This window comes from Pseudomonas canadensis (assembly GCF_000503215.1).
GTDB classification, from domain to species: domain Bacteria; phylum Pseudomonadota; class Gammaproteobacteria; order Pseudomonadales; family Pseudomonadaceae; genus Aquipseudomonas; species Aquipseudomonas canadensis.
Window position 1 is genome coordinate 1,280,730 of record NZ_AYTD01000013.1, and the last position, 24,104, is coordinate 1,304,833.

General features: G+C 60.5%; 20 protein-coding genes. 5 read left to right on the plus strand and 15 right to left on the minus strand.

The window, feature by feature from the left end; translation table 11 throughout:
• Positions 1–71 precede the first annotated feature (71 nt).
• The 3 genes from plsX to U367_RS0114750 are packed head-to-tail and all read right to left on the minus strand — an operon-like array spanning position 72 to position 1,813.
• Positions 72–1,082 carry a phosphate acyltransferase PlsX gene (plsX, locus tag U367_RS0114740; protein WP_073860031.1) on the minus strand — a complete coding sequence of 337 codons (1,011 nt, stop codon included), beginning with the start codon at positions 1,080–1,082 and terminating at the stop codon, positions 72–74.
• 4 nt (positions 1,083–1,086) lie between these two features.
• The gene (gene rpmF / locus U367_RS0114745) at positions 1,087–1,269 is read right to left on the minus strand and encodes a 50S ribosomal protein L32 (RefSeq protein ID WP_008152339.1); all 183 of its coding nucleotides are present in this window, start codon (positions 1,267–1,269) and stop codon (positions 1,087–1,089) included.
• 13 nt (positions 1,270–1,282) lie between these two features.
• Entirely contained in the window at positions 1,283–1,813 is a 531-nt protein-coding gene (locus U367_RS0114750) for a YceD family protein (RefSeq protein WP_010566563.1), read from the minus strand.
• A 105-nt stretch (positions 1,814–1,918) separates the two neighbouring features.
• Between U367_RS0114750 and U367_RS0114755 the strand changes: the two genes are divergently transcribed.
• Positions 1,919–2,497, plus strand: a complete 579-nt coding sequence (locus U367_RS0114755) for a Maf family protein (protein ID WP_028617581.1) — start codon at positions 1,919–1,921, stop codon at positions 2,495–2,497.
• A 114-nt stretch (positions 2,498–2,611) separates the two neighbouring features.
• On the opposite strand, the gene U367_RS0114760 is transcribed toward U367_RS0114755, so the two are convergent.
• Genes U367_RS0114760 through rluC form a run of 3 tightly spaced genes read right to left on the minus strand, consistent with a single transcriptional unit; the run spans position 2,612 to position 5,225 of the window.
• The gene (locus U367_RS0114760) at positions 2,612–3,595 is read right to left on the minus strand and encodes a S49 family peptidase (protein ID WP_028617582.1); all 984 of its coding nucleotides are present in this window, start codon (positions 3,593–3,595) and stop codon (positions 2,612–2,614) included.
• A gap of 21 nt (positions 3,596–3,616) precedes the next feature.
• Positions 3,617–4,279 carry an HAD-IA family hydrolase gene (locus tag U367_RS0114765; RefSeq protein WP_028617583.1) on the minus strand — a complete coding sequence of 221 codons (663 nt, stop codon included), beginning with the start codon at positions 4,277–4,279 and terminating at the stop codon, positions 3,617–3,619.
• Positions 4,266–5,225, minus strand: coding sequence for a 23S rRNA pseudouridine(955/2504/2580) synthase RluC (rluC, locus tag U367_RS0114770; protein WP_028617584.1), 960 nt, complete (start codon positions 5,223–5,225; stop codon positions 4,266–4,268). Before rluC ends, U367_RS0114765 begins: the two co-directional genes overlap by 14 nt.
• 768 nt (positions 5,226–5,993) lie before the next feature.
• Here rluC and rne point away from each other — a divergent pair.
• Entirely contained in the window at positions 5,994–9,152 is a 3,159-nt protein-coding gene (gene rne / locus U367_RS0114775) for a ribonuclease E (RefSeq protein WP_028617585.1), read from the plus strand.
• A 103-nt stretch (positions 9,153–9,255) separates the two neighbouring features.
• Here the strand turns inward: rne and U367_RS0114780 are convergent, their stop codons facing one another.
• The 3 genes from U367_RS0114780 to U367_RS0114790 form a co-directional block, all read right to left on the minus strand.
• Complete coding sequence (locus U367_RS0114780) at positions 9,256–9,846, minus strand: nucleotidyltransferase family protein (RefSeq protein ID WP_028617586.1); 591 nt, start codon at positions 9,844–9,846, stop codon at positions 9,256–9,258.
• Positions 9,843–10,829 carry an XdhC family protein gene (locus U367_RS0114785; RefSeq protein ID WP_028617587.1) on the minus strand — a complete coding sequence of 329 codons (987 nt, stop codon included), beginning with the start codon at positions 10,827–10,829 and terminating at the stop codon, positions 9,843–9,845. The genes U367_RS0114780 and U367_RS0114785 overlap by 4 nt, the downstream gene beginning before the upstream one ends.
• Before the next feature lie 139 nt (positions 10,830–10,968).
• On the minus strand, positions 10,969–12,300 hold the full coding sequence (locus tag U367_RS0114790; protein ID WP_028617588.1) for a dicarboxylate/amino acid:cation symporter: 1,332 nt from the start codon (positions 12,298–12,300) through the stop codon (positions 10,969–10,971).
• A gap of 339 nt (positions 12,301–12,639) precedes the next feature.
• Between U367_RS0114790 and U367_RS0114795 the strand changes: the two genes are divergently transcribed.
• Positions 12,640–13,638 carry an AraC family transcriptional regulator gene (locus U367_RS0114795; RefSeq protein WP_028617589.1) on the plus strand — a complete coding sequence of 333 codons (999 nt, stop codon included), beginning with the start codon at positions 12,640–12,642 and terminating at the stop codon, positions 13,636–13,638.
• A 130-nt stretch (positions 13,639–13,768) separates the two neighbouring features.
• On the opposite strand, the gene U367_RS0114800 is transcribed toward U367_RS0114795, so the two are convergent.
• Genes U367_RS0114800 through U367_RS0114810 form a run of 3 tightly spaced genes read right to left on the minus strand, consistent with a single transcriptional unit; the run spans position 13,769 to position 16,116 of the window.
• Positions 13,769–15,115 (minus strand): ATP-binding protein, encoded by a 1,347-nt coding sequence (locus U367_RS0114800; protein WP_028617590.1) that lies wholly within the window; start codon positions 15,113–15,115, stop codon positions 13,769–13,771.
• On the minus strand, positions 15,112–15,789 hold the full coding sequence (locus U367_RS0114805; protein WP_016973689.1) for a response regulator transcription factor: 678 nt from the start codon (positions 15,787–15,789) through the stop codon (positions 15,112–15,114). The genes U367_RS0114800 and U367_RS0114805 overlap by 4 nt, the downstream gene beginning before the upstream one ends.
• An 18-nt stretch (positions 15,790–15,807) precedes the next feature.
• Positions 15,808–16,116: a hypothetical protein gene (locus tag U367_RS0114810; protein ID WP_028617591.1), complete on the minus strand. Its 309-nt coding sequence runs from the start codon at positions 16,114–16,116 to the stop codon at positions 15,808–15,810.
• A 147-nt stretch (positions 16,117–16,263) separates the two neighbouring features.
• Between U367_RS0114810 and U367_RS0114815 the strand changes: the two genes are divergently transcribed.
• Complete coding sequence (locus tag U367_RS0114815) at positions 16,264–16,980, plus strand: 4'-phosphopantetheinyl transferase family protein (RefSeq protein ID WP_028617592.1); 717 nt, start codon at positions 16,264–16,266, stop codon at positions 16,978–16,980.
• A gap of 81 nt (positions 16,981–17,061) precedes the next feature.
• Here U367_RS0114815 and U367_RS0114820 read toward each other — a convergent pair whose 3' ends face one another.
• Positions 17,062–18,672 (minus strand): ATP-binding protein, encoded by a 1,611-nt coding sequence (locus U367_RS0114820; RefSeq protein ID WP_028617593.1) that lies wholly within the window; start codon positions 18,670–18,672, stop codon positions 17,062–17,064.
• Positions 18,669–19,394: a response regulator gene (locus U367_RS0114825; protein ID WP_028617594.1), complete on the minus strand. Its 726-nt coding sequence runs from the start codon at positions 19,392–19,394 to the stop codon at positions 18,669–18,671. The genes U367_RS0114820 and U367_RS0114825 overlap by 4 nt, the downstream gene beginning before the upstream one ends.
• Before the next feature lie 553 nt (positions 19,395–19,947).
• Between U367_RS0114825 and U367_RS0114830 the strand changes: the two genes are divergently transcribed.
• The gene (locus tag U367_RS0114830; RefSeq protein WP_028617595.1) at positions 19,948–22,842 is read left to right on the plus strand and encodes a ribonucleoside-diphosphate reductase subunit alpha; all 2,895 of its coding nucleotides are present in this window, start codon (positions 19,948–19,950) and stop codon (positions 22,840–22,842) included.
• Between the two features lie 89 nt (positions 22,843–22,931).
• Here U367_RS0114830 and U367_RS0114835 read toward each other — a convergent pair whose 3' ends face one another.
• Positions 22,932–23,897 carry a hypothetical protein gene (locus U367_RS0114835; RefSeq protein ID WP_032864279.1) on the minus strand — a complete coding sequence of 322 codons (966 nt, stop codon included), beginning with the start codon at positions 23,895–23,897 and terminating at the stop codon, positions 22,932–22,934.
• Positions 23,898–24,104 lie beyond the last annotated feature (207 nt).

The following is a 24,104-nucleotide window of genomic DNA, read 5'->3' on the forward strand; positions in this document are numbered from 1 at the left end:
GCACGAAACTGACAGATTGGATGGACAATTGAACTGGCCGGTCACATTTAAGCACTCTCGGGCCGATTCGCCTAAGGCAACAGGTCCTCAAGACGGCCGTGCAAGCGTTGCGGCAAGTTTTCCTGGATCTCGATCAGGGCCCGCGCAATCGCGCTTTGAAAGCCTTCCACACCCGCCGATCCATGGCTTTTCACCACAATGCCCTGCAAGCCCAGGAAACTCGCGCCATTATGCCGCGCCGGGGCCAGGTCGGCCTGCAGGCGGCGCATCAACGGCAGCGCCAGGGCGCCAACGAGACGGGACGCCAGGTTCCGCCTGAACAAAGCCTCGATACGCGTGGCAATCATGGTAGCCAGGCCTTCGCTGGACTTGAGCAGGATATTGCCGACGAACCCGTCGCACACCACTACATCCGCCTCACCGCGATACAAGCCGTCCCCCTCGACAAAGCCGATGTAGTTCAAGCCACGCGCGCCTTGCAGCAAAGTGGCGGCCAGCTTGACCTGCTGGTTACCCTTGATGTCTTCGGTACCGATATTCAGCAACGCCACCCGCGGGCGGGCCACGCCCAGCGCCTCGGCGGCCACCGAGCCCATCACCGCAAACTGGAACAGGTGCTCGGCACTGCAATCGACGTTCGCCCCCAGGTCCAGCAGTTGGCAATAGCCTTTCTGCGTTGGAATTGCCGCCACCATCGCCGGCCGGTCAATGCCGGGCAAGGTCTTGAGTACAAACCGAGACAACGCCATCAACGCCCCGGTATTGCCGGCGCTGACACAGGCTTGCACCTTGCCATCACGCAGCAGCTCCAGCGCCACCCGCATCGAAGAGTCGGGCTTGCCACGCAGGGCAGAGGCCGGCTTTTCATCCATGGTGATGGTTTCGCTGGCCGGAGTAATCGTCAGGCGCGCGCGATCCACCGCCGGATGGCTGGCAATCAGTTCTTCAAGTAGGGAGGGTTGACCGACTAGGGTCAGGTGCAGCGAGGGTGTTGCAGTCAGGCTGGCAATGCAGGCCTGAACAATGCTGCGGGGACCGAAGTCCCCGCCCATTGCGTCTATCGCGATGACTAGAGCAGACAAGTGATTACTCGTCAGCGCCCTTGTCGATCACTTTACGACCACGGTATACGCCTTCTGGCGATACGTGGTGACGCAGGTGAATTTCACCGGTGGTTTTTTCTACAGACAGAGTGCTCGCCGTCAGGGCATCGTGCGAACGACGCATGTCACGGGCAGAGCGGGATTTTTTGTTCTGCTGAACAGCCATAATTGATTAACTCCTAAACGTTTGGGTCACGCTTTAACTGCGCCAATACACTGAACGGGTTGGACCGCGTTACCTCGTCCTCGCTCGGTTCGGGCTCGTCATCGAGACCCGCCGGCTGCTGGCATTCTTCCGGATGATGAGCAGGCACAATGGGCAAGGCGAGCAGAAGCTCCTCCTCGATCAGTGCATGCAGATCCAAAGGATCTTCGCCCAGTTCCAGCACGTCATAACCTTTCGGCAACGACTGGGTATTCGCACCCTCCTTCACCACAGCATAACTGCACTCGCTGTGGATCGGCAGGGTGACCAGCTCAAGACAACGCTGGCAAACCATTTTGACCTCGGTGTCGATAAAGCTGTGGATTACCACAGACTTACGTTCATCTCGTTCAAAAACGAATTTGGCCTGCACCGTACCGACAGTGTCGGAAAGCGGGTCGCAGAGTCTCTCCAAATCGGCCAGCAGCAACTCACCTTGAAGGGAAGTGCCACGATCAGCCAATTTGCGCGGGTCAACGTGAGGTGGAATCGGGTCATTCAACATAGGCGCAGCATTATAGGGATGCACCCAGCCATGTCAAAGGAAATTCAGCCCTGTGCGTCAGCCGGTCGCCCCGCTAGAATCCCCGACTACCCTGAGGAGACGCCCATGCTGCCTTTATTACTCGCATCCAGCTCGGTTTATCGCCGGGAATTGCTGAGCCGCCTGCACCTGCCGTTCATCTGCAGCTCGCCGGATATCGACGAGAGCCACCGCGAAAATGAATCCGCCATTGAACTGGTCAAGCGCCTGGCCGAACAGAAAGCCCGTGCACTCGCCGCCAGCCATCCAGGGCATCTGATTATAGGCTCCGACCAGGTCGCGGCACTCGACGGCCGGATCATCGGCAAGCCCCACACCTTCGAGAACGCCCGCCAACAATTGCTGGCGGCCAGCGGCAAGCGCGTCAGCTTCCTCACCGGACTGGCACTGCTGAACAGCGAGACGGGGCACTGCCAGGTCGACTGCGTACCCTTTAGCGTGCACATGCGCGAACTGGATGCTGAACGCATCGAGCGCTATCTGCGGATTGAGCAGCCGTATGACTGCGCAGGTAGCTTCAAGGCAGAAGGATTGGGTGTGAGCCTGTTCCAGAGCACCGAAGGGCCGGACGCGACCAGCTTAGTGGGCCTACCACTGATACGACTGGTCGACATGCTGCTCGCCGAAGGTGTGCAAATCCCCTGAGAACACCACAAAACCACTGTAGGAGCTGGCTTGCCAGCGATAACGGTGGATCAGCCACCGCCAATGCCGGCTGACCCATCGCTATCGCCGGCAAGCCGGCTCCTACAGGGTATTTCAGCGTAGGGATGGGCCTTGGAAGCCCATATAGAAGGCCAGCTTCTCCGCCACGCTGGCACCGAGCCGCTTGGAAAAACGATCAAACGGCGATTCCTCAACCGTGAAGTCCACCAGCTCCTTCTCGCCAATCACATCCCGCGCCACCGAACTTGCACTGCCCAGGCCATCGATCAGACCCAGCGGCAACGCCTGCTCGCCCGACCACACCAGGCCGGAGAACAACTCCGGATGATCCTTATCCTTCAGACGATCGCCGCGCCCCTGCTTCACGCTGGCGATGAACTGGCGATGGGTGGTGTCGAGCACGCCCTGCCAGAACTGGGTCTCGTCAGCCTTCTGCGGCTGGAACGGATCAAGGAACGACTTGTGCTCGCCCGACGTGTAGGTGCGACGCTCCACCCCCAGCTTCTCCATGGCGCCGACAAACCCGTAACCGGCCGCCGTCACACCAATGGACCCCACCAGGCTAGCCTTATCGGCGTAAATCTGATCAGCAGCACTGGCGATGTAATAAGCACCCGAAGCCCCCAGGTCGGAAATCACCGCATACAGCTTGATATCAGGGTGCAAGCCACGCAGACGGCGAATTTCGTCATACACATAGCCGGACTGCACCGGACTGCCACCCGGGCTGTTGATGCGCAGGATCACGCCCTTGACCTTGGGGTCTTCAAACGCAGCACGCAGGCTGCTGACGATGTTGTCGGCACTGGCGGACTCCTTGTCGGCAATCACCCCGCGCACTTCGATCAACGCGGTGTAATTGGCGCCACGGGTTGCGCTTTTTTCCATGTCCATCAGCGGGCTGAACAAGGCGAGCATGGCGATAAGCCAGACGAACGTCAGCAGCTTGAAGAAGATCCCCCAACGCCGTGCACGACGCTGCTCCTGAACGCTGGCCAGGAGGGTTTTCTCCAGCAGCTTCCAGCTTTTGTCATCACTGCTTTCAGCCTTTTCGGGCGCTTTCCACTCGTCACTCATGCCATCAACCCCAGCAAAGACTTATCGGACCCGGCCGAGCCAGGCCTGCAATTCGGAAAAATGATCGATCGTCAGACGCGGCTCGTATTGCTGCAAGGCCTCGGCAGCCTGGGCGCCATAACTGACCGCCACGCTGTCCATGCCCGCATTGCGCGCCATCATCAAGTCGAAGGAAGCATCACCCACCATCAAGGCCTGGCGTGGCGACACGCCGCAATGGGCCAGGATCTGCTCCAGCATCAGAGGGTGAGGCTTGCTGGCAGTTTCATCGGCGGCACGGGTGATATCGAAATAATCTTCCCAACCGTGAGCCTTGAGCACACGGTCCAGCCCGCGACGCGCCTTGCCGGTGGCGACGGCCAAGTGATAACCCTCGGCGCGGAACGTCTCCAGAGACTGCACCACACCGTCGAACAAGGGCGAAGGCGTGGCCTCCAGGGCGATGTAGTGATCGGCATAGTGATCACGGAAGGTGACCAGCTCGGCGTCACTGATCTCGGGGTACAAGGTACGAATGGCCTCAGGCAGGCCCAGGCCGATAATGCCCTTGACCGCATGATCGGTGCACAGCGCGTAGCCCGAGCGGGTCGACGCTGCATGCATCGACTCGACAATCCGGCCAATGGAGTTGGCCAGAGTGCCGTCCCAATCGAAAATCAGCAGTTTGTAATCAAGGTGCGACACTCAAGCGCTCCACGGTCTTGGCCCACATTTCATCGACCGGCGCCTGCAGCTTCAACTCGCCACCATCGGGCAGCGGCACGGTGAGCATGTAAGCGTGCAGGAACAGGCGCTTGCCGCCCAGATCGCGAATCTCCTTGGAGAAATCCTCGTCGCCGTACTTGGTATCGCCAGCGATGCAATGACCAGCGTGCAGGGTGTGCACGCGGATCTGGTGGGTACGCCCAGTCACCGGTTTGGCCTCGACCAGGGTGGCGAAGTCACCGAAGCGGCGCAGCACCTTGAACAGGGTCAGGGCCTCTTTGCCCTCCTCGTCCACTTCCACCATGCGCTCGCCGGAACGCAGGTTGCTCTTCTGCAACGGCGCACGGACGCTCTTGATGGAACTGGCCCAGTTACCGCGCACCAGCGCCATGTAGCGCTTGTCCACACCATCGCCACGCAGGGCGGTGTGCAGGTGGCGCAACATGCTGCGCTTCTTGGCGATCATCAGCAGGCCAGAGGTGTCACGGTCCAGGCGATGGACCAACTCCAGCTCCTTGGCGTCCGGGCGCAACTGACGAAAGGCTTCGATCACGCCGAAATTCAGTCCACTGCCGCCGTGAACCGCAATGCCGCAAGGCTTGTTGATCACGATCAGCTTGTTGTCTTCGAAGACAATCGAGGCTTCCAGGCGTTGCAGCAACCCCTGCGCCAATGGCACAGGCTCGTCACGCTCCGGCACGCGAACCGGCGGCACACGGACGATATCGCCCGCCTGCAACTTGTACTCGGGCTTGATCCGGCCCTTGTTCACCCGCACTTCACCTTTACGCAAGATGCGGTAAATCAAGGTCTTGGGCACGCCTTTGAGCCTGGCCAGGAGAAAATTGTCGATGCGTTGGCCGGCATATTCCGGCGAGACCTCAAGCAGCTGGACGCTGGGGGTCTGGGGGGCGGTAGTCGTCATGGCGGCGATGATAACAATTTTTTATGGAATTGAAGCACTTAATCATTGCTGCTATAGTCGCGAACGCCGCCAAAAGCGGCCTGGACAGAGGACTTGCGGCAAACTGCCGGCCCTGACCATCGCAATTCATCAGGACGCGAGGCCGTCCTACGGGGCTTTCGCCACCCTGGAAGGCTCAAGATTGTAACAAGCGCAGGTGACATGAGGCCTGAAGCGAGTGCAGAAAGCAGAGTGAATACTCGCGTTCTGCGCCGATATTTACGGCCAGTTCACAAAGTGCAGTCAGTCTTGGACCAGACCACGGCGAATACTTCGGAAACAACGCCTGTTAAGAGCTGAGTGAGAGCGCAACCGCCCACACCTAGTCTTGTTTAGCCATGAGCGTGGACTCCCCATTGGAGAACACGGTAAATGCCAACCCGCTGCGGATTCTGCGCGCGGCAGCACCCGAATTATCAGGGATACGTGTAGGGTGGAGATGCACAACCGTCGGACTGTGTAGCACTAGGCTTATATTTAGACGCTTCATCTCGTCCACAGTCGCCGGTTGATTCCTCCTCCTGACCTTAGCTTTTGTTGAAGTGGTGCCTTTGTCACCACCGCTAACAAGCAGGACGCGTCCGTCGCGATACCGGCCCAATTGGCTGGTTTTTGCTGGACACTGGAGTGGCCAACCACTCTTGACGCACCTGACACCGACCGTGAGAAGTCGTGTGTGCCGAACGCCGTTTCCGGCAGCCCGGAAACCGACGGTACAACATGAAAAGAATGCTGATTAACGCAACTCAACCCGAAGAGTTGCGTGTTGCACTGGTAGATGGCCAACGCCTCTACGACCTGGACATCGAATCCGGTGCACGCGAGCAAAAGAAGGCCAACATCTATAAAGGCCGTATTACTCGCATCGAACCAAGCCTTGAGGCTGCCTTTGTCGATTTCGGCTCCGAGCGCCACGGCTTCCTGCCACTCAAAGAAATCTCCCGCGAATACTTCAAGAAAGCTCCTGAAGGCCGCGTGAACATCAAGGACGTCCTGAGCGAAGGCCAGGAAGTCATCGTCCAGGTAGAAAAAGAAGAACGTGGCAACAAGGGCGCAGCCCTGACCACCTTCATCAGCCTGGCCGGCCGCTACCTGGTCCTGATGCCAAACAACCCACGTGCCGGCGGCATTTCCCGTCGCATCGAAGGCGAAGAGCGCAACGAACTGCGTGAAGCGCTGAACGGCCTGATCGCACCGGCCGACATGGGCCTGATCGTTCGCACTGCAGGCCTGGGCCGCAGCAGCGAAGAAATGCAGTGGGACCTCGACTACCTGCTGCAACTGTGGACCGCTATCAAAGAAGCGTCCCTGGATCGTTCCGCGCCGTTCCTGATCTATCAGGAAAGCAACGTGATCATCCGCGCCATCCGCGATTACCTGCGCCAGGACATCGGCGAAGTGCTGATCGACAGCGTTGAAGCCCAGGACGAAGCCCTGACCTTCATCCGCCAGGTGATGCCGCAGTACGCCAGCAAGATCAAGCTGTACGAAGACAGCGTTCCGCTGTTCAACCGTTTCCAGATCGAAAGCCAGATCGAGACCGCCTTCCAGCGCGTGGTCGAACTGCCTTCCGGTGGCTCCATCGTGATCGACCCGACCGAAGCCCTGGTGTCCATCGACATCAACTCGGCGCGTGCGACCAAAGGCAGCGACATCGAAGAAACCGCCCTGCAAACCAACCTGGAAGCGGCTGAAGAAATCGCCCGCCAGCTGCGCCTGCGTGACATCGGCGGCCTGATCGTGATCGACTTCATCGACATGACCCCGGCCAAGAACCAGCGCGCCGTGGAAGAAAAAGTCCGCGAATGCCTGGAAGCTGACCGTGCCCGCGTACAGGTCGGCCGCATTTCGCGCTTCGGCCTGCTGGAAATGTCCCGTCAGCGCCTGCGTCCGTCCCTGGGCGAAAGCAGCGGCATCGTCTGCCCGCGTTGCAACGGCACCGGCATCATCCGTGACGTTGAATCGCTGTCGCTGGCGATCCTGCGCTTGATCGAAGAAGAAGCCCTGAAAGACCGCACCGCCGAAGTCCGCGCGCAAGTGCCGATCCCGGTTGCAGCGTTCCTGCTCAACGAAAAACGCAACTCGATCACCAAGATCGAACTGCGCACCCGTGCCCGTATCGTCATCCTGCCGAACGATCACCTCGAAACCCCGCACTTCGAAGTGCAGCGCCTGCGTGACGACAGCCCGGAAGCCCACAGCGGCCAGTCCAGCTACGAAATCGCCGCTGCCGCTGCCGAAGTGGAAGAGGTCCAGCCTGCTGCCGCGACCCGCACCCTGGTTCGCCAGGAAGCCGCAGTCAAGACCGCGCCGGCCCGCGCCAACGCACCGGTTCCGACCGAAGTCGCCGCGCCAGTTGCCGCACCGGCCGCCCTGCCTGAGCCAAGCCTGTTCAAAGGCCTGGTGAAGTCGCTGGTCAGCCTGTTCGCCACCAAGGAAGAGCCAGCTGCTCCGGTTGTGGTTGAGAAACCTGCCGCCGAGCGCCCTGCGCGCAACGAAGAACGTCGCAACGGTCGCCAGCAGAGCCGTAACCGCAATGGTCGTCGTGACGAAGAGCGCAAGCCGCGCGAAGAACGTGCACCGCGTGAAGAACGCGCTCCACGCGAAGAACGTGCCCCTCGCGAAGCCCGTGAAGAAACCCCGACCGTAGAACGCGCACCACGCGAAGAGCGTGCACCGCGCACTCCACGTGCCCCGCGTGAAGACCGCAAGCCACGTGGCGAGCGTGAAGAACGTGTGCGCGAACTGCGTGAGCCGCTGGACGCAGCCCCTGCTGTAGCCGGTGCCGCCGCTGCTGCTACCGAAGAGCGTCCAGCTCGCCAGCCGCGTGAAGAGCGTGCGCCACGTGAAGAACGCCAACCTCGCGCCCCGCGTGAAGAGCGTCAACCGCGTGCCGAACAAGCCGCTGCCGCCAGCGAAGAAGAAGTGCTGACCGGCGAAGAGCAACTGCAGGAAGACGGTCAGGAAGGCGCCGAAGGCGATCGTCCACGCCGCCGCTCCCGTGGCCAGCGTCGTCGCAGCAACCGTCGTGAGCGTCAACGTGATGCCAACGGCAACGTGATCGAAGGCTCGGAAGAGACCGGCGAGAACGCAGAAGCCGCTACCAGCGAACCGACTGGCGCCGAACTGGCTGCCGGCCTGGCCGTTACCGCTGCGGTTGCCAGCTCGGTCATCAGCGCACCGGCTGAAGCCCAGGCTCACGAACAGGCTGAACGTGCCACTGCTGCTGTTGAAGAAACCGTAGCGGTTGAAGCACCTGCTGCCGAGACCCCAGTGGTTGAAGCGCCGGTTGTTGAAGCGCCTGCAGTTGAAGCGCCAGTCGTAGAGGCTCCGGTTGTCGAAGCCACCACCCCAATCGAAGCGCCGGTTGTTCCGGAAGTGGAAGTTGCCCCGGTTCAAGAAGCCCAGCCAGAAGTTGAAGTGGCAGCGGTTGAGCCCGCCCCAGTGGTTGAGCCTCAGCCAGTGGTTGAAGCGGTGGTTGAAGCACCGGTTGTCGAAGCAGCGCCAGAAGTACGTGAAGTCCGCGAAGTTCGTGAAGAACAGACCGCCTTCCAATGGACTGCCGAGCCTGCCGCGCCGGTTGAAGCGCCACAACCTGCCACTGTGGTAGAAGAAGCGCCAGCACCGGTTGCCGAAGTCGTGGTTGCCGAGCCAGCCCCAGTGGTTGAGCCTGCTCCGGTCGTTGAACCTGCGCCAGTGGTTGAAGCGCCGGTGGTTGCCGAAGTTGCCGCCCCCGTGGTTGAAGCAGCACCGGTCAGCGCGCTGACCGAAAACGGCCGTGCCCCGAACGACCCACGTGAAGTGCGTCGTCGTCGCAAGGAAGCCGAAGCCGCCGCAGCGGCTGCCGCAGCACAGGAAGCAGAGCACGAGAGCAAACCTCTCGCCTGATTCGCGCAGCGACTAAAAAGCCCCGCCTGAGTGATCAGGCGGGGCTTTTTATTGACTACGGATACACATTCAACCGTAGGAGCCGGCTTGCCGGCGCCTACAATTAGGGTGGGGAGTAATGTAAAGACTGTGGCAGGTCGACATCCCAGAGCACGCCCGGATCATCAACAGACACTTCACATACCTTCGCCTGCGCAAACAACGGCCTGGCACCACGATCACCTTTCAACGCCATCAGCCCTGGCCCAGATGCCCGGCTAAACGCCACAGGGTGCCCATACTGCCCATCCTGCACCGGCACACTGATGTCACCCTCCTCCAGCCCATCAATCACCCGTTCAACGCTGGACGACCAGATAAACGGCATATCTCCCAGCACCACCAGCCAGCCGTCCGCCGCCGCACTGGCTGCAACCGCCGCCGCAATACTGTCACCCATGCCTGCTGAGCGCAGCAGCAAGACCTTGCAACCGTAGGCCTCTGCCAAGCGAATCACTTCAAGCCGGTCCGGTGAAGTCACCACCCAGCGCTCAACCACAGCTGCCGGCAGACTCATCAGCACCTGCTCGATCACCGGCCGTGTTACGCCATCCAGCCCCACACAATCAGCCAACAACTTATCCTGGTCTACCCCCGCCACGGCACGAAAGCGACTGCCCTGCCCCGCCGCGAGCACAATTGCTGTGACAGTCACTCAGCCACCACCGGCAATGGTTTCTTCTGCATCGGCGCCACACCGTTTTTGATCGCGACAATTTCCGCCATCAGCGACAACGCGATCTCCGACGGAGTGTGGCTGCCGATATGCAAGCCAATCGGCCCATGCAGGCGTGCGATCGCCTCGGAGGACAGCCCCAGCGCAGCGAGGTTTTCCCGGCGTTTCTGGCTATTGACCCGCGAACCCAGTGCGCCGATATAGAACGCCGATGAATTCAGCGCTGTCAGCAACGCCATATCATCCAGGCGCGGGTCATGGGTGAGGCAGACGATGGCCGTGCGCTCATCGGTCTGGATGTTCAGCACCGCTTCATCGGGCATGCCGGGTACAAAGCGGCCATGCTGCTCTTCCCAGCCGTAGACGAATTCGTCGCGCGGGTCGCAGATCAGCACTTCGAAATCCAGCAAGCGCGCCATTTCCGCCACATAACGCGACAACTGGCCGGCGCCAATCAACAGCAGGCGCCAGCGCGGGCCATAGATCGCGCGCAAGCGTTCGCCATCGAAAGTGACGACATCCGTCTTGCTCGCGCCGCCCAAGGTGACCTTGCCGGTGGCCAGGTCAAGCTCGCGTGCGACGATCTGGTGATCTTCACACCGCGCCAGCAGCTCACACACCCACTCCCACTCGTCCACGCGTTCCTCGGTCAGGCGCAGGGTGCCACCGCATGGCAGACCAAAACGCGCAGCTTCATCGCGGGTCACACCGTAGGTCACCAATTGCACCGGCGGCCCGTCTTCAGGCAAGCGACCATCCTGCAGGCGCGCAATCAAGTCATCCTCGATGCAACCACCCGACACCGAGCCGATCACCACACCATCGCCACGCAACGCCAGCATCGCCCCTGGCGGGCGTGGTGCGCTGCCCCAGGTCTGGACCACGCTGTACAACACTACTCGCTGCCCGGCGCGGCGCCATTCGAGCACGCTGCGCAGGACATTCAAATCAACACTGTCCACAAAACCTCCTGCAAGCGTCACAACCGTTTCACTTACTGTAAAACAAAAGCAGCCAAAGTAATGCGCCAGAAACGCAAACGCCCCGAACCAGTCGGGGCGTTTGTCGGTTGCTGTGGCGTCAGGTCACGCCAGCAGCGGCTTACTTGACGACAGGTGCAGGGCCTTCGGCCACGCCCAGGTCATCCAGCTCGCGGGTTTCCGAGATACCGGTACCGCCGGACGCCAGCTCGCTTTGCAGCTTGTCGGTGTCCAGTTCCTTGACCCACTTGGCCACAACGATGGTGGCAACCGCGTTACCCACCAGGTTGGTCAGCGCGCGGGCTTCGGACATGAAGCGGTCGATACCCAGGATCAGCGCGAGGCCGGCAACCGGCAGGTGGCCTACGGCCGACAGGGTGGCAGCCAGTACGATGAAGCCCGAACCGGTCACACCTGCAGCGCCTTTGGAGGACAGCAGCAGCACCAGCAGCAGGGTGATCTGGTGGGTGATGTCCATGTGGGTGTCAGTCGCCTGGGCGATGAACACGGCAGCCATGGTCAGGTAGATCGAAGTACCGTCGAGGTTGAAGGAGTAGCCGGTTGGAATCACCAGGCCTACTACGGATTTCTTCGCACCCAGACGCTCCATCTTGATCAGCATGCGTGGCAGTGCGGATTCGGAAGACGAAGTACCCAGAACGATCAGCAGCTCTTCACGGATGTAGCGGATCAATTTGATCACACTGAAACCGTGGGCGCGGCAGATACCACCCAGCACCACCAGCACGAACAGGATGCAGGTGATGTAGAAGCAGATCATCAGCTGACCCAACTGCACCAAGGAACCCACACCGTAGGCGCCGATGGTGAACGCCATGGCACCCAGGGCACCGATTGGCGCGAGCTTCATGATCATGTTGATGATGTTGAACATCACGTGGGCGAAGCGATCGATGAAGTCCAGCACCGGCTTGCCGTAGGCACCCAGGCGGTGCAGGGCGAAACCGAAGATCACCGAGAACATCAGCACTTGCAGGATATCGCCGTTGGCGAAGGCGCCGACGATGGTGTTAGGGATCACATTGAGGATAAAGCCGACGATGCTCTGGTCTTTACCGGCAGTGACGTAGGCCGCCACTTTGGACGCGTCCAGGGTCGCTACGTCGATGTGCATGCCGGCGCCCGGTTGCACGACGTTTACCACGATCAAGCCGATCAGCAGCGCGATGGTCGAAACGATCTCGAAGTAGAGCAGCGCATAGCCGCCGGTCTTGCCGACCGATTTCATGCTTTGCATGCCAGCGATGCCGCTGACAACGGTGCAGAAGATGATCGGGGCGATGACCATTTTGATCAGTTTGATGAACCCGTCACCCAGCGGCTTGAGGGCCACACCGGTCTGCGGGTAGAAGTGACCGAGCAAAATACCGATAACGATTGCAACGATCACCTGGAAGTACAGGGATTTGTAGATTGGCTGACGAGTCGTCATTGCAAAGTTCCTCAATCGTCCCGTGTGGCAAAGATCCGCCATTGCCCACGACACTTGAATTGCGAACCCTCCTGCACTGGAGGGATTTGTTGTTTGCGAGCCCTGTAGGAACAAGCCTGCGCTGTAATCCCTATCGCAAACGCCGTGCCACTTCGCTGAAAAACCCTGAAGGCCTTTAGACATCAGGGCTTGGGGTTCTGAGGTGCCCCTCCACGCGGTAAAACAGGTGGCGGATTTCCGCCCACTCGTCCAATCCCGTCCTACAATTTGGCGGATATCCGCCTTGTGACCGCATTCGGGGCTGACTACCATCAGCCCCTCCATGGACGAGGCCTTCGCATGCGTGAACGTACCATCGCCAGTCATTACGCCAGGGCGGCCCTCGGCGGGGCGCGTCGGGCCGGCTATGACTACTCGGGCTTGCTGCAGCAGGTGGGCATCACCCCGGAACTGCTTACCGAACCCCGCGCCCGCATCGCGCCGGAGCAGTTCACCCGCCTGCTGCAAATGCTGTGGCTGGCACTGGACGACGAATACCTGGGGTTCGCCGACGGCCCGAGTAAACGCGGCACCTTCGCCATGATGTGCCACGCATTGATCCACTGCCGCACCTTGGAGAAGGCTCTGGAGCGCGGTTTATTATTTTATAGCCTATTCCCACAAGGCCCGCGCTGGCAGCTGACACGCGAAGGCGAAATGGCCCGCTTGAGCCTGGACGACTCGCAGTTGTGGGACCCGGATCATTTCTTGAGTGAGTGCCTGCTGGTGATCTGGCATCGACTGGGCAGTTGGCTGATCGGCCAACGTATCCGGCTACATCAGGCCACTTTCAGCTACCCAATGCCGGCGCACGCCGGTGAATATGACCTGCTGTTTCCCTGTGTCCAGGTATTCGGTGCACCGAACAGCAGCCTGGTGTTTCCCGCACGCTATTTGAACCTGCCGTTGTTGCAGGACGAACGCACCCTCAAGCACTTCCTCGAGCGCTCACCCGCCGACTTGCTCTCTCGGCCGGATGAAGGCGACAGCTTGAGCAGCCAGATACGCCGCTTGCTCAGCCGCGACCGCACGCCCTGGCCGGACCTGGAAGCCGTCGCCCAGCACCTGCATATCAGCCCGCAGACCCTGCGCAGGCATTTGCGTGAAGAAGGCAGCAGCTTTCAGGCGCTCAAGGATGAGTTGCGGCGGGACATCGCCATCTATCATTTGGGCCGGGCGGATTTGTCGCTGCAGGAGATTGCCGAACAGCTCGGGTTTTCGGAACCGTCGGCGTTTCATCGGGCGTTCAAGAAGTGGACGGGGCTGACGCCGGGGGCTTACCGGGCCCAAGAGAGTTAGAGGAAAAAGTTATCTCGGTGGTGAGCGGGCTTGCCCCGCGCTGGGCTGCGAAGCAGTCCCATATCAGACATCGCTATTAGGGCCGCTTCGCGCCCCAGCGCGGGGCAAGCCCGCTCACCACAAAAACCGATTAAACGGCGGGGAAGTGAATCTTGAACGCGGCGCCGCCCAGAGGCGAATCACCCAAGGTCAGCCGAGCGCCATAACTTTCAATGATGTCCTTGACCACCGCCAAGCCGATACCCTGCCCCGGATGTTGGCGGTCCAGCCGTTCACCTCGCTGCAGAATCCTTGCACGCTGATCCGGCGGCACACCAGGGCCATCATCTTCAATACACAGCTCACTGCCTTCGAGGTTTTCCACGAAGCTGATGCGCACTTCGCTCAAACACAGGCGGTAGGCGTTTTCCAGCAGGTTACCGAGCAACTCCAGCAAGGCGCCCTTCTCGATCGGCACGTCGCATGCTTGCGGCAGTTCAAAGGACACTGTGACGCCTTTGTCGCGGTAGACCTTGTCCAGCGTGTCGCACAGGCTTTGCAGCACCGGTTCCAGCCGCACCTGGTGACGCACCAGGCCGCTTTTACGCAGGCTGGCGCGCTGCAACTGGTAACTGATCTGCTGGCTCATGCGCTCGATCTGCGATTGCAGCACCCAGGCCTGGTCGCGGTCTTCCGGGCGCTGGGCCATGTCTTCGCTCACACCTTGCAGTACGGCGAGCGGGGTTTTCAGGCTGTGGGCCAGGTCGTCGAGGGAGTCACGGTAACGCGCCCGTTGCTCACGCTCGCTGTGCAGCAAACGGTTGAGGGAGCCGGTAAGGCGCAGCAGTTCGCGAGGGTGTTGTTCGGACAGGCTCTCGCGGGTGCCGCCTTCGATCTGGTCAAGTTCCTGGCTCAGCCGCCGCAGGGCTTGCAACCCCCAGGTCAGACCCAGCCAGAGCAAGGTCAGCAGCACCAGCAACGCGGCGCCAAAGCCCAGGTAGAGATTTTCGCGCAGGCCTTCGAGGGTCAGTTGGTATTCGCGCACCGGTTGCAGGGCAACGATACTGAACGCTGCACTCTTGCCGCCCAGCAACCTGACCTCGACGTCGTAGACGAAGAATTCCTGGCCGTTGGCCTCACGGATCCGCGCAAATTCATTGCCGCGCCCGTCGTAGCGCGGCTTGTAGTTGATGTTTTCTTCCTTGGTCGCCCGCGAACGCCACACCAAGTGACCTTCACGGTCATAGATGTAGCCGAGCAAGCGGCTGTCGGTGAGGTTGAAGCGCTCATCCGGCAACTGCGCCGGCATCAACAGGCGGTTGTTTTCCACCCGCGCGGCCGAGATCAGCGTCGTGACGTCCGATGCCAGGCGTTGCTCGATGGAATCCTGCAACGCCAGGCTGAACGCCCCTTGCATCGCCGGCAACAAACCCAGCATGAACAGCACGGCCAGGGTGGCGGCCGCCAGCATCAAGCGCACGCGTAGCGAGCGAATCAACGGCAGCGCTCATTGAACAGGTAACCCAGGCCACGCACGGTGTCGATCGGCTTGAACCCGGCCGGGCCTTCCAGCTTGCGGCGCAGGCGACCGACCAGCACTTCAATCACGTTCGGATCACGCTCGTCATCATCGGGGTAGAGTTGTTCCATCAAACGGTCCTTGGCCACCACCTGCTGGTGATGGCGCATCAGGTACTCAAGGATTCGGTATTCGTAGGCCGTCAGCGCCAAAGGCTGTTCGTCGAGGGACGCCTGCTTGCGGTTGAGGTCCAGCAGCAGCGGGCCCGCGACAATCGTCGACTGGGTAAACCCGCTGGAGCGGCGCAGCAAGGCGTTCATCCGCGCCTCCAGCTCTTCGAACTGGAACGGCTTGACCACGTAGTCGTCGGCACCGGCCGCCAGGCCTTCGACCTTGTCCTGCCAATTGCCACGGGCGGTGAGGATCAGGATCGGGAAGGTCTTGGCCTGGGTGCGAAGTTGGCGGATCAGGTCCAGGCCGCCCATGCCGGGCAGGCCCAGGTCGATGATCGCCAGGTCATGGTTGAACTGGCCGGTCTGGTACAGGGCCTCTTCGGCATTGGCCACGGCCTCCACCACGTGCCCGCTGTCGGTCAGGCGGGTCAACAGGTGATGACGCAGCAGCGCCTCATCTTCTACCACCAGCAATTTCATAAGGCTCTCCAAAGCAAATCAACTGTCCGACAGAGGGATATCATAGCGGCCCTGCAGGTCTTGCGGGCGCAATTGAATGCCATTGAACTGGCCGGTCAGGTGTTCATAGCCGGCGCGATAGGCCGGCTGCGGGGTTGCCAGGCCCAGGGACTGGCCCCAGGGCGTGGGCTGGCTGGCAGATTCTTCGAAACTGACACGCTGGATCAAAGTGCTGGATTTCTTGGTTTTCTCACCGCCGAATGCGGCGAAGGCACCGTCTGCGGCCTGGGCCCCCGTGGCGGCACTGAGCATGGTCAACGCCAACATCAGCTGTTTGATCGCAGTCATGGTGTTACCTCTATGCGTTTGGCTGTTGCCCTTGGGTATGAATCCAGACTACGCAGGCGCCCCTGAACTCCCCCTGAACGAGCTCTGAACCTCGCCTGAACCGCAGCGGGCTATCCTGTTTTGCATCAACTCGGCAAAATACCGCCCATGAACTCCCTACCCGCTTGCTGCACCCCACTCGACGCCCATTGGCCGCTGCCCGAATCCTTGCCCGGCACGGTGTTTCTCAGCACGCGCTTTGACCCCGCCTTATTAACGGCCGGCGATTTCCAGCGCAGCGCCGTCCCGCCCCCGGCCAGCATCCAGCGCTCAGTAGCCAAGCGCCAGGCCGAATTCCTGGCCGGCCGACTGTGCGCCCGCGCCGCGCTGCACCAACTCGATCACCTCAACTACATCCCCGCCATCGGTGAAGACCGCGCGCCGGTGTGGCCTGCGCATATCTGTGGCTCCATCACCCACAGCACCGGGCATGCGGCCGCGATTGTCGCGCACAAGGCGCAATGGCGTGGGCTGGGGATGGACCTGGAGACTGTGCTGAGCCTGGAGCGGGCGGAGCGATTGGCGGGAGAAATTCTTACTGCCGATGAACTGCAGCGTCTGGCCGCCTTGCCGAGGGAGCAGATTGCACAATTGGTGACATTGACGTTTTCGGCCAAGGAGAGCCTGTTCAAGGCGCTCTACCCGATGGTGCAGAAGCGCTTCTACTTTGAGCATGCCGAGGTGATGGAGTGGACTGAGGCCGGGTATATAAGGCTGCGACTGCTGACGGACTTGTCCGAGGAGTGGTGCCATGGCAAGGAATTGGCAGGGCAGTTTGCAGTGGATGATGGGCAGCTGTTGAGCCTGGTGGCTGTCGGCGCCTGATAGGGCGCTAGTGCCGGCAAGCCGGCTTCTGCATTTGGAATGCATTTTCCTGTAGGAGCCGGCTTGCCGGCGATAGCAGTATCAGGGTTTCTCCTGATCCCTCGGCCAACTCAGGCTAAAGCACGCCCCACCCAAATTGTTGCTCTTGCCAATCAATGCCCGCCCGCCGTGCCAGTAGATAATCCGCCGCACGATCGACAACCCCAACCCGTGCCCGCCAGACGCACGAGTGCGGCTGTCGTCCAGGCGCAGGAACGGCGTGAAGATCCGCTCCCAGGCACTCTCAGGCACACCGGGACCATCATCTTCGACATCGATGCGGCAGCGCACCTGGCCCACCTGGTAACTGATCAACACCTGGCCCTGGGCATGGCGCATGGCATTGCTCACCAGATTCTGCAGCGCACGGTGCAGGTAACGCGGCTCGGCGTCGACCCAGGCATCGTCCAAGTGCGCCGACGACAGGCAAATACCCCTGCTCACGTTGACTTGCGGACGCAGTGGCGATAATTCGCCTATCACCTGATCGAGCAGCGCATCGAGGTCGACCCGCTGGAAATTCAGCTCCGGCGAGCCTTGTTCCAGGCGCGCATACGTGAGCATTTCATCGACCAGGCCATCGAGGTCCTGGATATCGCTGTCCATGCCCTCCAGATATTTACGCCGCGCCTCGGCCGTGGTGGCATCGCCGACCATTTCCAGGCCGAAACGCAAGCGCGCCACCGGCGTGCGCAGTTCGTGGGACACCGCGCGCACCAGCTCACGCTGGATCGCCAGCAACTGCTGCAAGTGCTCAGCCATGCCATTGAAGGCTGCGGCCAGACGCCCCACCGAGTCAGCGCCACGGGCAGGCACACGTACTTCCAGGTTGCCCTTGGCGATGCGGGTGGCGGCGGCTTCTAGGCCGCGCAGCCGCCGCTCAAGCTGACGCACCAATAGATAGACGATCAAACCGATCAGGGTCAGGCCGATCAAAGCGATCAGGATCAGCCATTGCGGCGGGTAAGGGTTCATCTGATACAGCGGCCCGAGTTCCAGCACCCACGGCGTACCGACCATGCCGGCAAACACGCGGATCGAGTCGCCGCCCTTGCCCAGGGCCATCACCGTGTCGCCTTCCGAGACACGGCGGCGCTGGTCTTCGTCCATGTCGGCCTGGTCGAGGGTCATCAGGTGCATGTCGAAGCCAAACCCCTTGGCTTCTTTTATATCCGCCAGGCGCTGCGGCTGTTCAGCCACCGGAAAGCGCACCAGTTCGTCGGCAAGCAGGTAGATAGTCGCACGCGCCAGCTGTTCGCTGATCTGCTGCACTTCGCCCGTAAGCACCAACTGCGACTGATCACTGACCAAGCGCAGCACCCGTGCGGCATGAGGCCCGGTCTGCTCCACCAGCACCTGGCCGCGTTGCAGGCGATTGCGCTGGCTCAAGTCCAGTTGCGCCTCGGCCAGAGGGCGCAGGTCCAAGGGAATGCCGAGCAAGCGCTCCCACACGGCCAGGGCGCGCTGGCGTTCGATGGGGCTCATGGGTTGGAGGTTGTCGCCCATCAAGGCGAAGGTGCCGTGGGCCAGGCGCTCGCGGTATTGGCCGCTACGCACCTCGTTGAGCAGGTGCAGGGCCAGCACGCCGAGCAACGCCACCAGAATCAGCGCTGCGCACATGCCGCCGTAGATGCGCAGGAAGATCGAGTTCACAGCGGCATGTCGGCGGCGGCTTCGGGGACGAACAGGTAGCCCTTGCTGCGAATGGTCTTGATCAGGCGCGGATGAATCGGATCGTCACCTATCTTGGGGCGGATACGTGAGATGCGCACATCGATGGAGCGGTCCTGGCCGTCGTAGCCGATGCCGCGCAGGGCGATGAAGATTTCTTCGCGGGACAAGATCCGCCCGGCATTGGCCACTAGCAGCCATAAAAGGTCGAACTCGGCGCTGGTCAGCTCGATACTGGCATTGTTCAGCCAGGCTTCGCGCAGGGCGTTGTCCACCACCAGAGGACCGAATTGCAGGCGACGCTGGTTCTCCACGACAGCCGGTTCCGCCGGTTCGCTGCGCCGCAGCAAGGCCTGGATGCGTGCCAGCAACAGGCGCGGGCGCACAGGCTTGCACACGTAGTCGTCGGCGCCCATGTCCAGGCCCAGCACCTGGTCCATGTCATCGGTCCGCGCGGTGAGCATCAGGATCACGCCGTCATAGCGCTCGCGCACCTTGCGGCAGATGCTCAAGCCGTCTTCGCCGGGCAGCATCAGGTCGAGGATCACCAGGTCCGGCTGCTCGTCGATGATGCGCCCCACTGCCAGGGCGCCATCGCCTTCCACGGACACCTGCAGGCCATTGCTCTCCAGATACTCACGGGTCAATTCGGCCAATCGCTGGTCGTCTTCGACTATCAATACCTGCCAGGCTTCTTGCTCCACGGGTGACCTCAATGTCTGTCATAAAAGGCGGGCATGATCTGGGTAACTTCGTAGCCCGATACGGCCGATTGTAGCCACGGGCCAACCCTCAAACACAAGCCGGGAAATCCATTCGGTGATCACGTTTTTTTGTGATAGGGTTCGCGCCCTTCGAAAATGGGCAGGTTGTTTTAAGCCCGAAACATTTAATGACAAACGGCGTAATCCAGCAGCAGTGCGGCCTACACACCCATTCAACCTTTCTTACACATTTTACCCACAGCGTTATCCACAGGTTACTGCGTTGCTAACCCCTCGAAAACGCATTATCTTGTACCTCGGCACTGGAGAAGACCCTACATGTGGGGTTTTTGAAGAAAGCGCCCAACCACACAAGTGGCAAGAAATTCAAGCGTTTTATTGCTAGCGCAGCATGGAACCAACCGATTTTCAGTAGACCAAACCGCTCACGCGGATGGCAGCTGTTTCCCATCCCCGATATGGAAAACGGTACGGGTGTTGCAGGAAGAGCCTGGCACTCGCAATCAAATATAGAACGTGGAGACAACCCCCCATGCAAACCGACACAACTCGCGAGAACCCGCAAGGCTCCGTGCCGCAGGCCGCCGATTCGAACCTGGATCTGTCCGCCACCGCACCTGGCCAATTGCGCGTGATCAAGCGTAACGGCACTGTCGTTCCTTACACCGATGACAAAATCACCGTCGCCATCACCAAAGCGTTTCTTGCAGTTGAAGGCGGCACCGCTGCTGCCTCGTCGCGCATCCACGACACCGTTGCCCGCCTGACCGAACAAGTCACCGCGACCTTCAAGCGTCGCATGCCTTCGGGCGGCACCATCCACATCGAAGAAATCCAGGACCAGGTCGAACTGGCCCTGATGCGTGCCGGCGAGCAGAAAGTTGCCCGCGACTACGTGATCTACCGCGACTCGCGCGCCAAGGAACGTGCCGTACGTTCCCCGGCCGAAGAAGCCGCCGTACAGGCTCACCCGTCGATCCGCATCACCCTGGCCGACGGTAGCTTTGCACCGCTGGACCTGGGCCGCCTGAACACCATCATCACCGAGGCCTGCGAAGGCCTGGAAGAAGTCGATGGTGACCTGATCCAGCGCGAAACCCTGAAAAACCTGTACGACGGCGTGGCCCTGACCGACGTCAACACCGCCCTGGTGATGACCGCCCGTACCCTGGTTGAACGTGAGCCGAACTACTCGTTCGTGACCGCGCGCCTGCTGATGGACACCCTGCGTGCCGAAGGCCTGGGCTTCCTGAAAGTCGCCGACAGCGCTACCCACCACGAAATGGCCGACCTGTACGCCAAGGCCCTGCCGGCCTACATCGCCAAGGGTATCGAATTCGAATTGCTGAACCCGGTCCTGGCCACCTTCGACCTGGAAAAACTCGGCAAGGCGATCAACCACGAGCGCGACCAGCAGTTCACGTACCTGGGCCTGCAAACCCTGTACGACCGTTACTTCATCCACAAGGACGGTATCCGCTTCGAACTGCCGCAAGTGTTCTTCATGCGCGTGGCCATGGGCCTGGCGATCGAAGAGAAGCAGAAAGAAGACCGTGCCATCGAGTTCTACAACCTGTTGTCGTCCTTTGACTACATGTCGTCGACCCCGACCCTGTTCAACGCCGGCACCCTGCGTCCACAGCTGTCCAGCTGCTACCTGACCACCGTGCCGGATGACCTGTCGGGCATCTACCACGCGATCCACGACAACGCCATGTTGTCCAAATTCGCTGGCGGCCTGGGTAACGACTGGACCCCGGTGCGCGCACTGGGTTCGTACATCAAGGGCACCAACGGCAAGTCCCAGGGCGTTGTTCCGTTCCTGAAAGTCGTGAACGACACCGCCGTTGCGGTCAACCAGGGCGGCAAGCGCAAAGGCGCTGTCTGTGCCTACCTGGAAACCTGGCACATGGATATCGAAGAGTTCATCGAGCTGCGTAAGAACACCGGTGATGACCGTCGTCGTACCCACGACATGAACACCGCCAACTGGATCCCTGACCTGTTCATGAAGCGTGTCTTCGATGACGGCAAGTGGACTCTGTTCTCGCCATCCGAAGTGCCGGACCTGCACGACCTGACCGGTAAAGCCTTCGAAGAGCGCTACGAGTACTACGAAGCCCTCACCGAGTACCCAGGCAAGGTCAAGCTGTTCAAGACCATCCAGGCCAAAGACCTGTGGCGCAAAATGCTGTCCATGCTGTTTGAAACCGGCCACCCATGGCTGACCTTCAAAGACCCGTGCAACCTGCGCAGCCCGCAGCAGCACGTGGGCGTGGTCCACAGCTCGAACCTGTGCACCGAGATCACCTTGAACACCAACAAGGACGAGATCGCCGTTTGCAACCTGGGCTCGATCAACCTGCCGAACCACATCGTCAACGGCAAGCTGGACACCGCCAAGCTGGAACGTACCGTCAACACCGCCGTGCGCATGCTCGATAACGTGATCGACATCAACTACTACTCGGTGCCACAGGCGCAGAACTCCAACTTCAAGCACCGTCCCGTGGGCCTGGGCATCATGGGCTTCCAGGACGCGCTGTACCTGCAGCACATTCCATACGGTTCGGACGCGGCGGTCGAGTTCGCCGACAAGTCCATGGAAGCGGTCAGCTATTACGCGATCCAGGCTTCCTGCGACCTGGCCGACGAGCGCGGTGCCTACGAGACGTTCCAGGGCTCGCTGTGGTCCAAAGGCATCCTGCCGCTGGATTCGCAACAGATCCTGATCGAGCAACGTGGCCAGAAGTACATTGATGTTGACCTGGAAGAATCCCTGGACTGGGCGCCAGTACGTGCCCGTGTGCAGAAAGGTATTCGTAACTCCAACATCATGGCCATCGCACCGACCGCGACCATCGCCAACATCACCGGCGTATCGCAGTCGATCGAACCGACTTACCAGAACCTGTATGTGAAATCGAACCTGTCGGGCGAATTCACCGTGATCAACCCGTACCTGGTCCGCGACCTGAAAGCCCGCGGCCTGTGGGACTCGGTCATGATCAACGACCTGAAGTACTACGACGGCTCCGTGCAGCAGATCGAGCGCATCCCGCAAGAACTCAAAGAGCTCTACGCGACGGCCTTCGAAGTGGACACCAAGTGGATCGTTGACGCCGCCAGCCGTCGTCAGAAGTGGATCGACCAGGCTCAGTCGCTGAACCTGTACATCGCCGGCGCTTCGGGCAAGAAGCTCGACGTGACCTACCGCATGGCGTGGTACCGTGGCCTGAAAACCACTTACTACCTCCGTGCCCTGGCCGCGACCAGCACCGAGAAGTCGACCATCAACACCGGTAAGCTGAACGCGGTTTCCAGCGGCAACCACGGTGATGATTCGGTACTGGCTGCTCCAGCCGGCCCGGCCCCAGTGCCAAAGGCTTGCGCGATCGATGAGCCGGATTGCGAAGCTTGCCAATAAGCTGAGCCGGTCCCGGGCCTAACTGCCCGGGATCGCGTAAAACCGATAAGGCCTGTACTCACAGGGCTTATCGGTTTTTTTATGAGCGATCATTTAAACGTGTACGCATTACCCGGCCGTGGCGCGCCACCCCGCCGTCCCCAAAGCTCTATGCTGCCCTCTATCACAGCCATCGAATGGCCACCGTAATCCACGACGCCTAACTTACCGCTTGCGAGTTCAGCGCTCGAAGAGCTCCGGTAAAGACCGTTCAACCCAAGCCTATTCAGCGCCTCCCAGCCCATTTCGCCATTGTTCAAACTCTGCATCGCATGGGCAAAGCTCTGTTTTGCAGTATTGGTATTGTCGTCGAACCCATTGCCCTCTTTCTGCGCTCGCTTGGCACTTGCCGCGTACATGAAGTTAGCATCGGTCATCATGGCCGGATCATCTCCTTGGAACTGCGCATACCTTGCAGCCTGCTTCAATTCGTCCTTAGACAGATGCAGCTCGAATCCATCTCGCATCTTCACGTCATAACCGTCGCCCGCTTGCCGCACGTCCTTGAAGACATCGGTGGGTTTCTGACCAAACTTCATCATGGCGGCCTTTATGGCTGAAACGGTGACACAGTTCCCATCCGGCCCCTGCTTGAAACCACTCCAGATGTTGCCATCTCCCTTGCCGACACCCGGCCTCTTGCCGGGATTACTGTGATCAGGTTTGTAGTCAAAGTGGCGCGCCCCTTCACTGAAGGGCTTGTTGGTCATGGGCTCACTGCCGCCAAAATCACGCGGGTTGACCCTGCGACCGCTGCCTCCACCTCCCGGTGATGGCAGAGGTGGCGCTATGTCGTCGTTGTCCTCCGGAAACAACGCTCTCAGCAGCCGTTTGAGAAACTCAAGAAACGGCTGATTCGCCTCTTCGATCAGCGTGTTCAGGATTGTCTTGAATTTTTCATCACCCAGTTGCTCACGCAGCCTGTTCAATTTATCGCGCGTGTCTTGAACCGTTTGATTCTTGCCGGTTTGCTGCGCATCAAACAGCTCGCTAAGAAGCTGCTTCGCCGCAATCATTTGCGCAACGGGCGTGATGGGCGCTGACTCCCCTCGGGCTACGACGCCTATCGGAACAGCACGACCGCCACCTGACCCGTAAATACCTGCAGCACTCCACATACGCTCCCCCATTGATTGGTGAACCTCTTGGGCTCTGCTCCGATCAGTGGCAAGACAGGGACTGGGCGTTCCTCATCAAGCAATTCAACGCGAAAACTCAGTGGT

Coding starts and splice junctions, on each gene's coding strand:
- rpmF (WP_008152339.1), bottom strand. CDS start 1,269: ATGGCTGTTCAGCAGAACAAAAAATCCCGCTCTGCCCGTGACATGCGT.
- U367_RS0114750 (WP_010566563.1), bottom strand. CDS start 1,813: ATGTTGAATGACCCGATTCCACCTCACGTTGACCCGCGCAAATTGGCT.
- U367_RS0114755 (WP_028617581.1), top strand. CDS start 1,919: ATGCTGCCTTTATTACTCGCATCCAGCTCGGTTTATCGCCGGGAATTG.
- U367_RS0114760 (WP_028617582.1), bottom strand. CDS start 3,595: ATGAGTGACGAGTGGAAAGCGCCCGAAAAGGCTGAAAGCAGTGATGAC.
- rluC (WP_028617584.1), bottom strand. CDS start 5,225: ATGACGACTACCGCCCCCCAGACCCCCAGCGTCCAGCTGCTTGAGGTC.
- rne (WP_028617585.1), top strand. CDS start 5,994: ATGCTGATTAACGCAACTCAACCCGAAGAGTTGCGTGTTGCACTGGTA.
- U367_RS0114790 (WP_028617588.1), bottom strand. CDS start 12,300: ATGACGACTCGTCAGCCAATCTACAAATCCCTGTACTTCCAGGTGATC.
- U367_RS0114795 (WP_028617589.1), top strand. CDS start 12,640: ATGCGTGAACGTACCATCGCCAGTCATTACGCCAGGGCGGCCCTCGGC.
- U367_RS0114805 (WP_016973689.1), bottom strand. CDS start 15,789: ATGAAATTGCTGGTGGTAGAAGATGAGGCGCTGCTGCGTCATCACCTG.
- U367_RS0114810 (WP_028617591.1), bottom strand. CDS start 16,116: ATGACTGCGATCAAACAGCTGATGTTGGCGTTGACCATGCTCAGTGCC.
- U367_RS0114815 (WP_028617592.1), top strand. CDS start 16,264: ATGAACTCCCTACCCGCTTGCTGCACCCCACTCGACGCCCATTGGCCG.
- U367_RS0114830 (WP_028617595.1), top strand. CDS start 19,948: ATGCAAACCGACACAACTCGCGAGAACCCGCAAGGCTCCGTGCCGCAG.
- U367_RS0114835 (WP_032864279.1), bottom strand. CDS start 23,897: ATGATTGCGGCGAAGCAGCTTCTTAGCGAGCTGTTTGATGCGCAGCAA.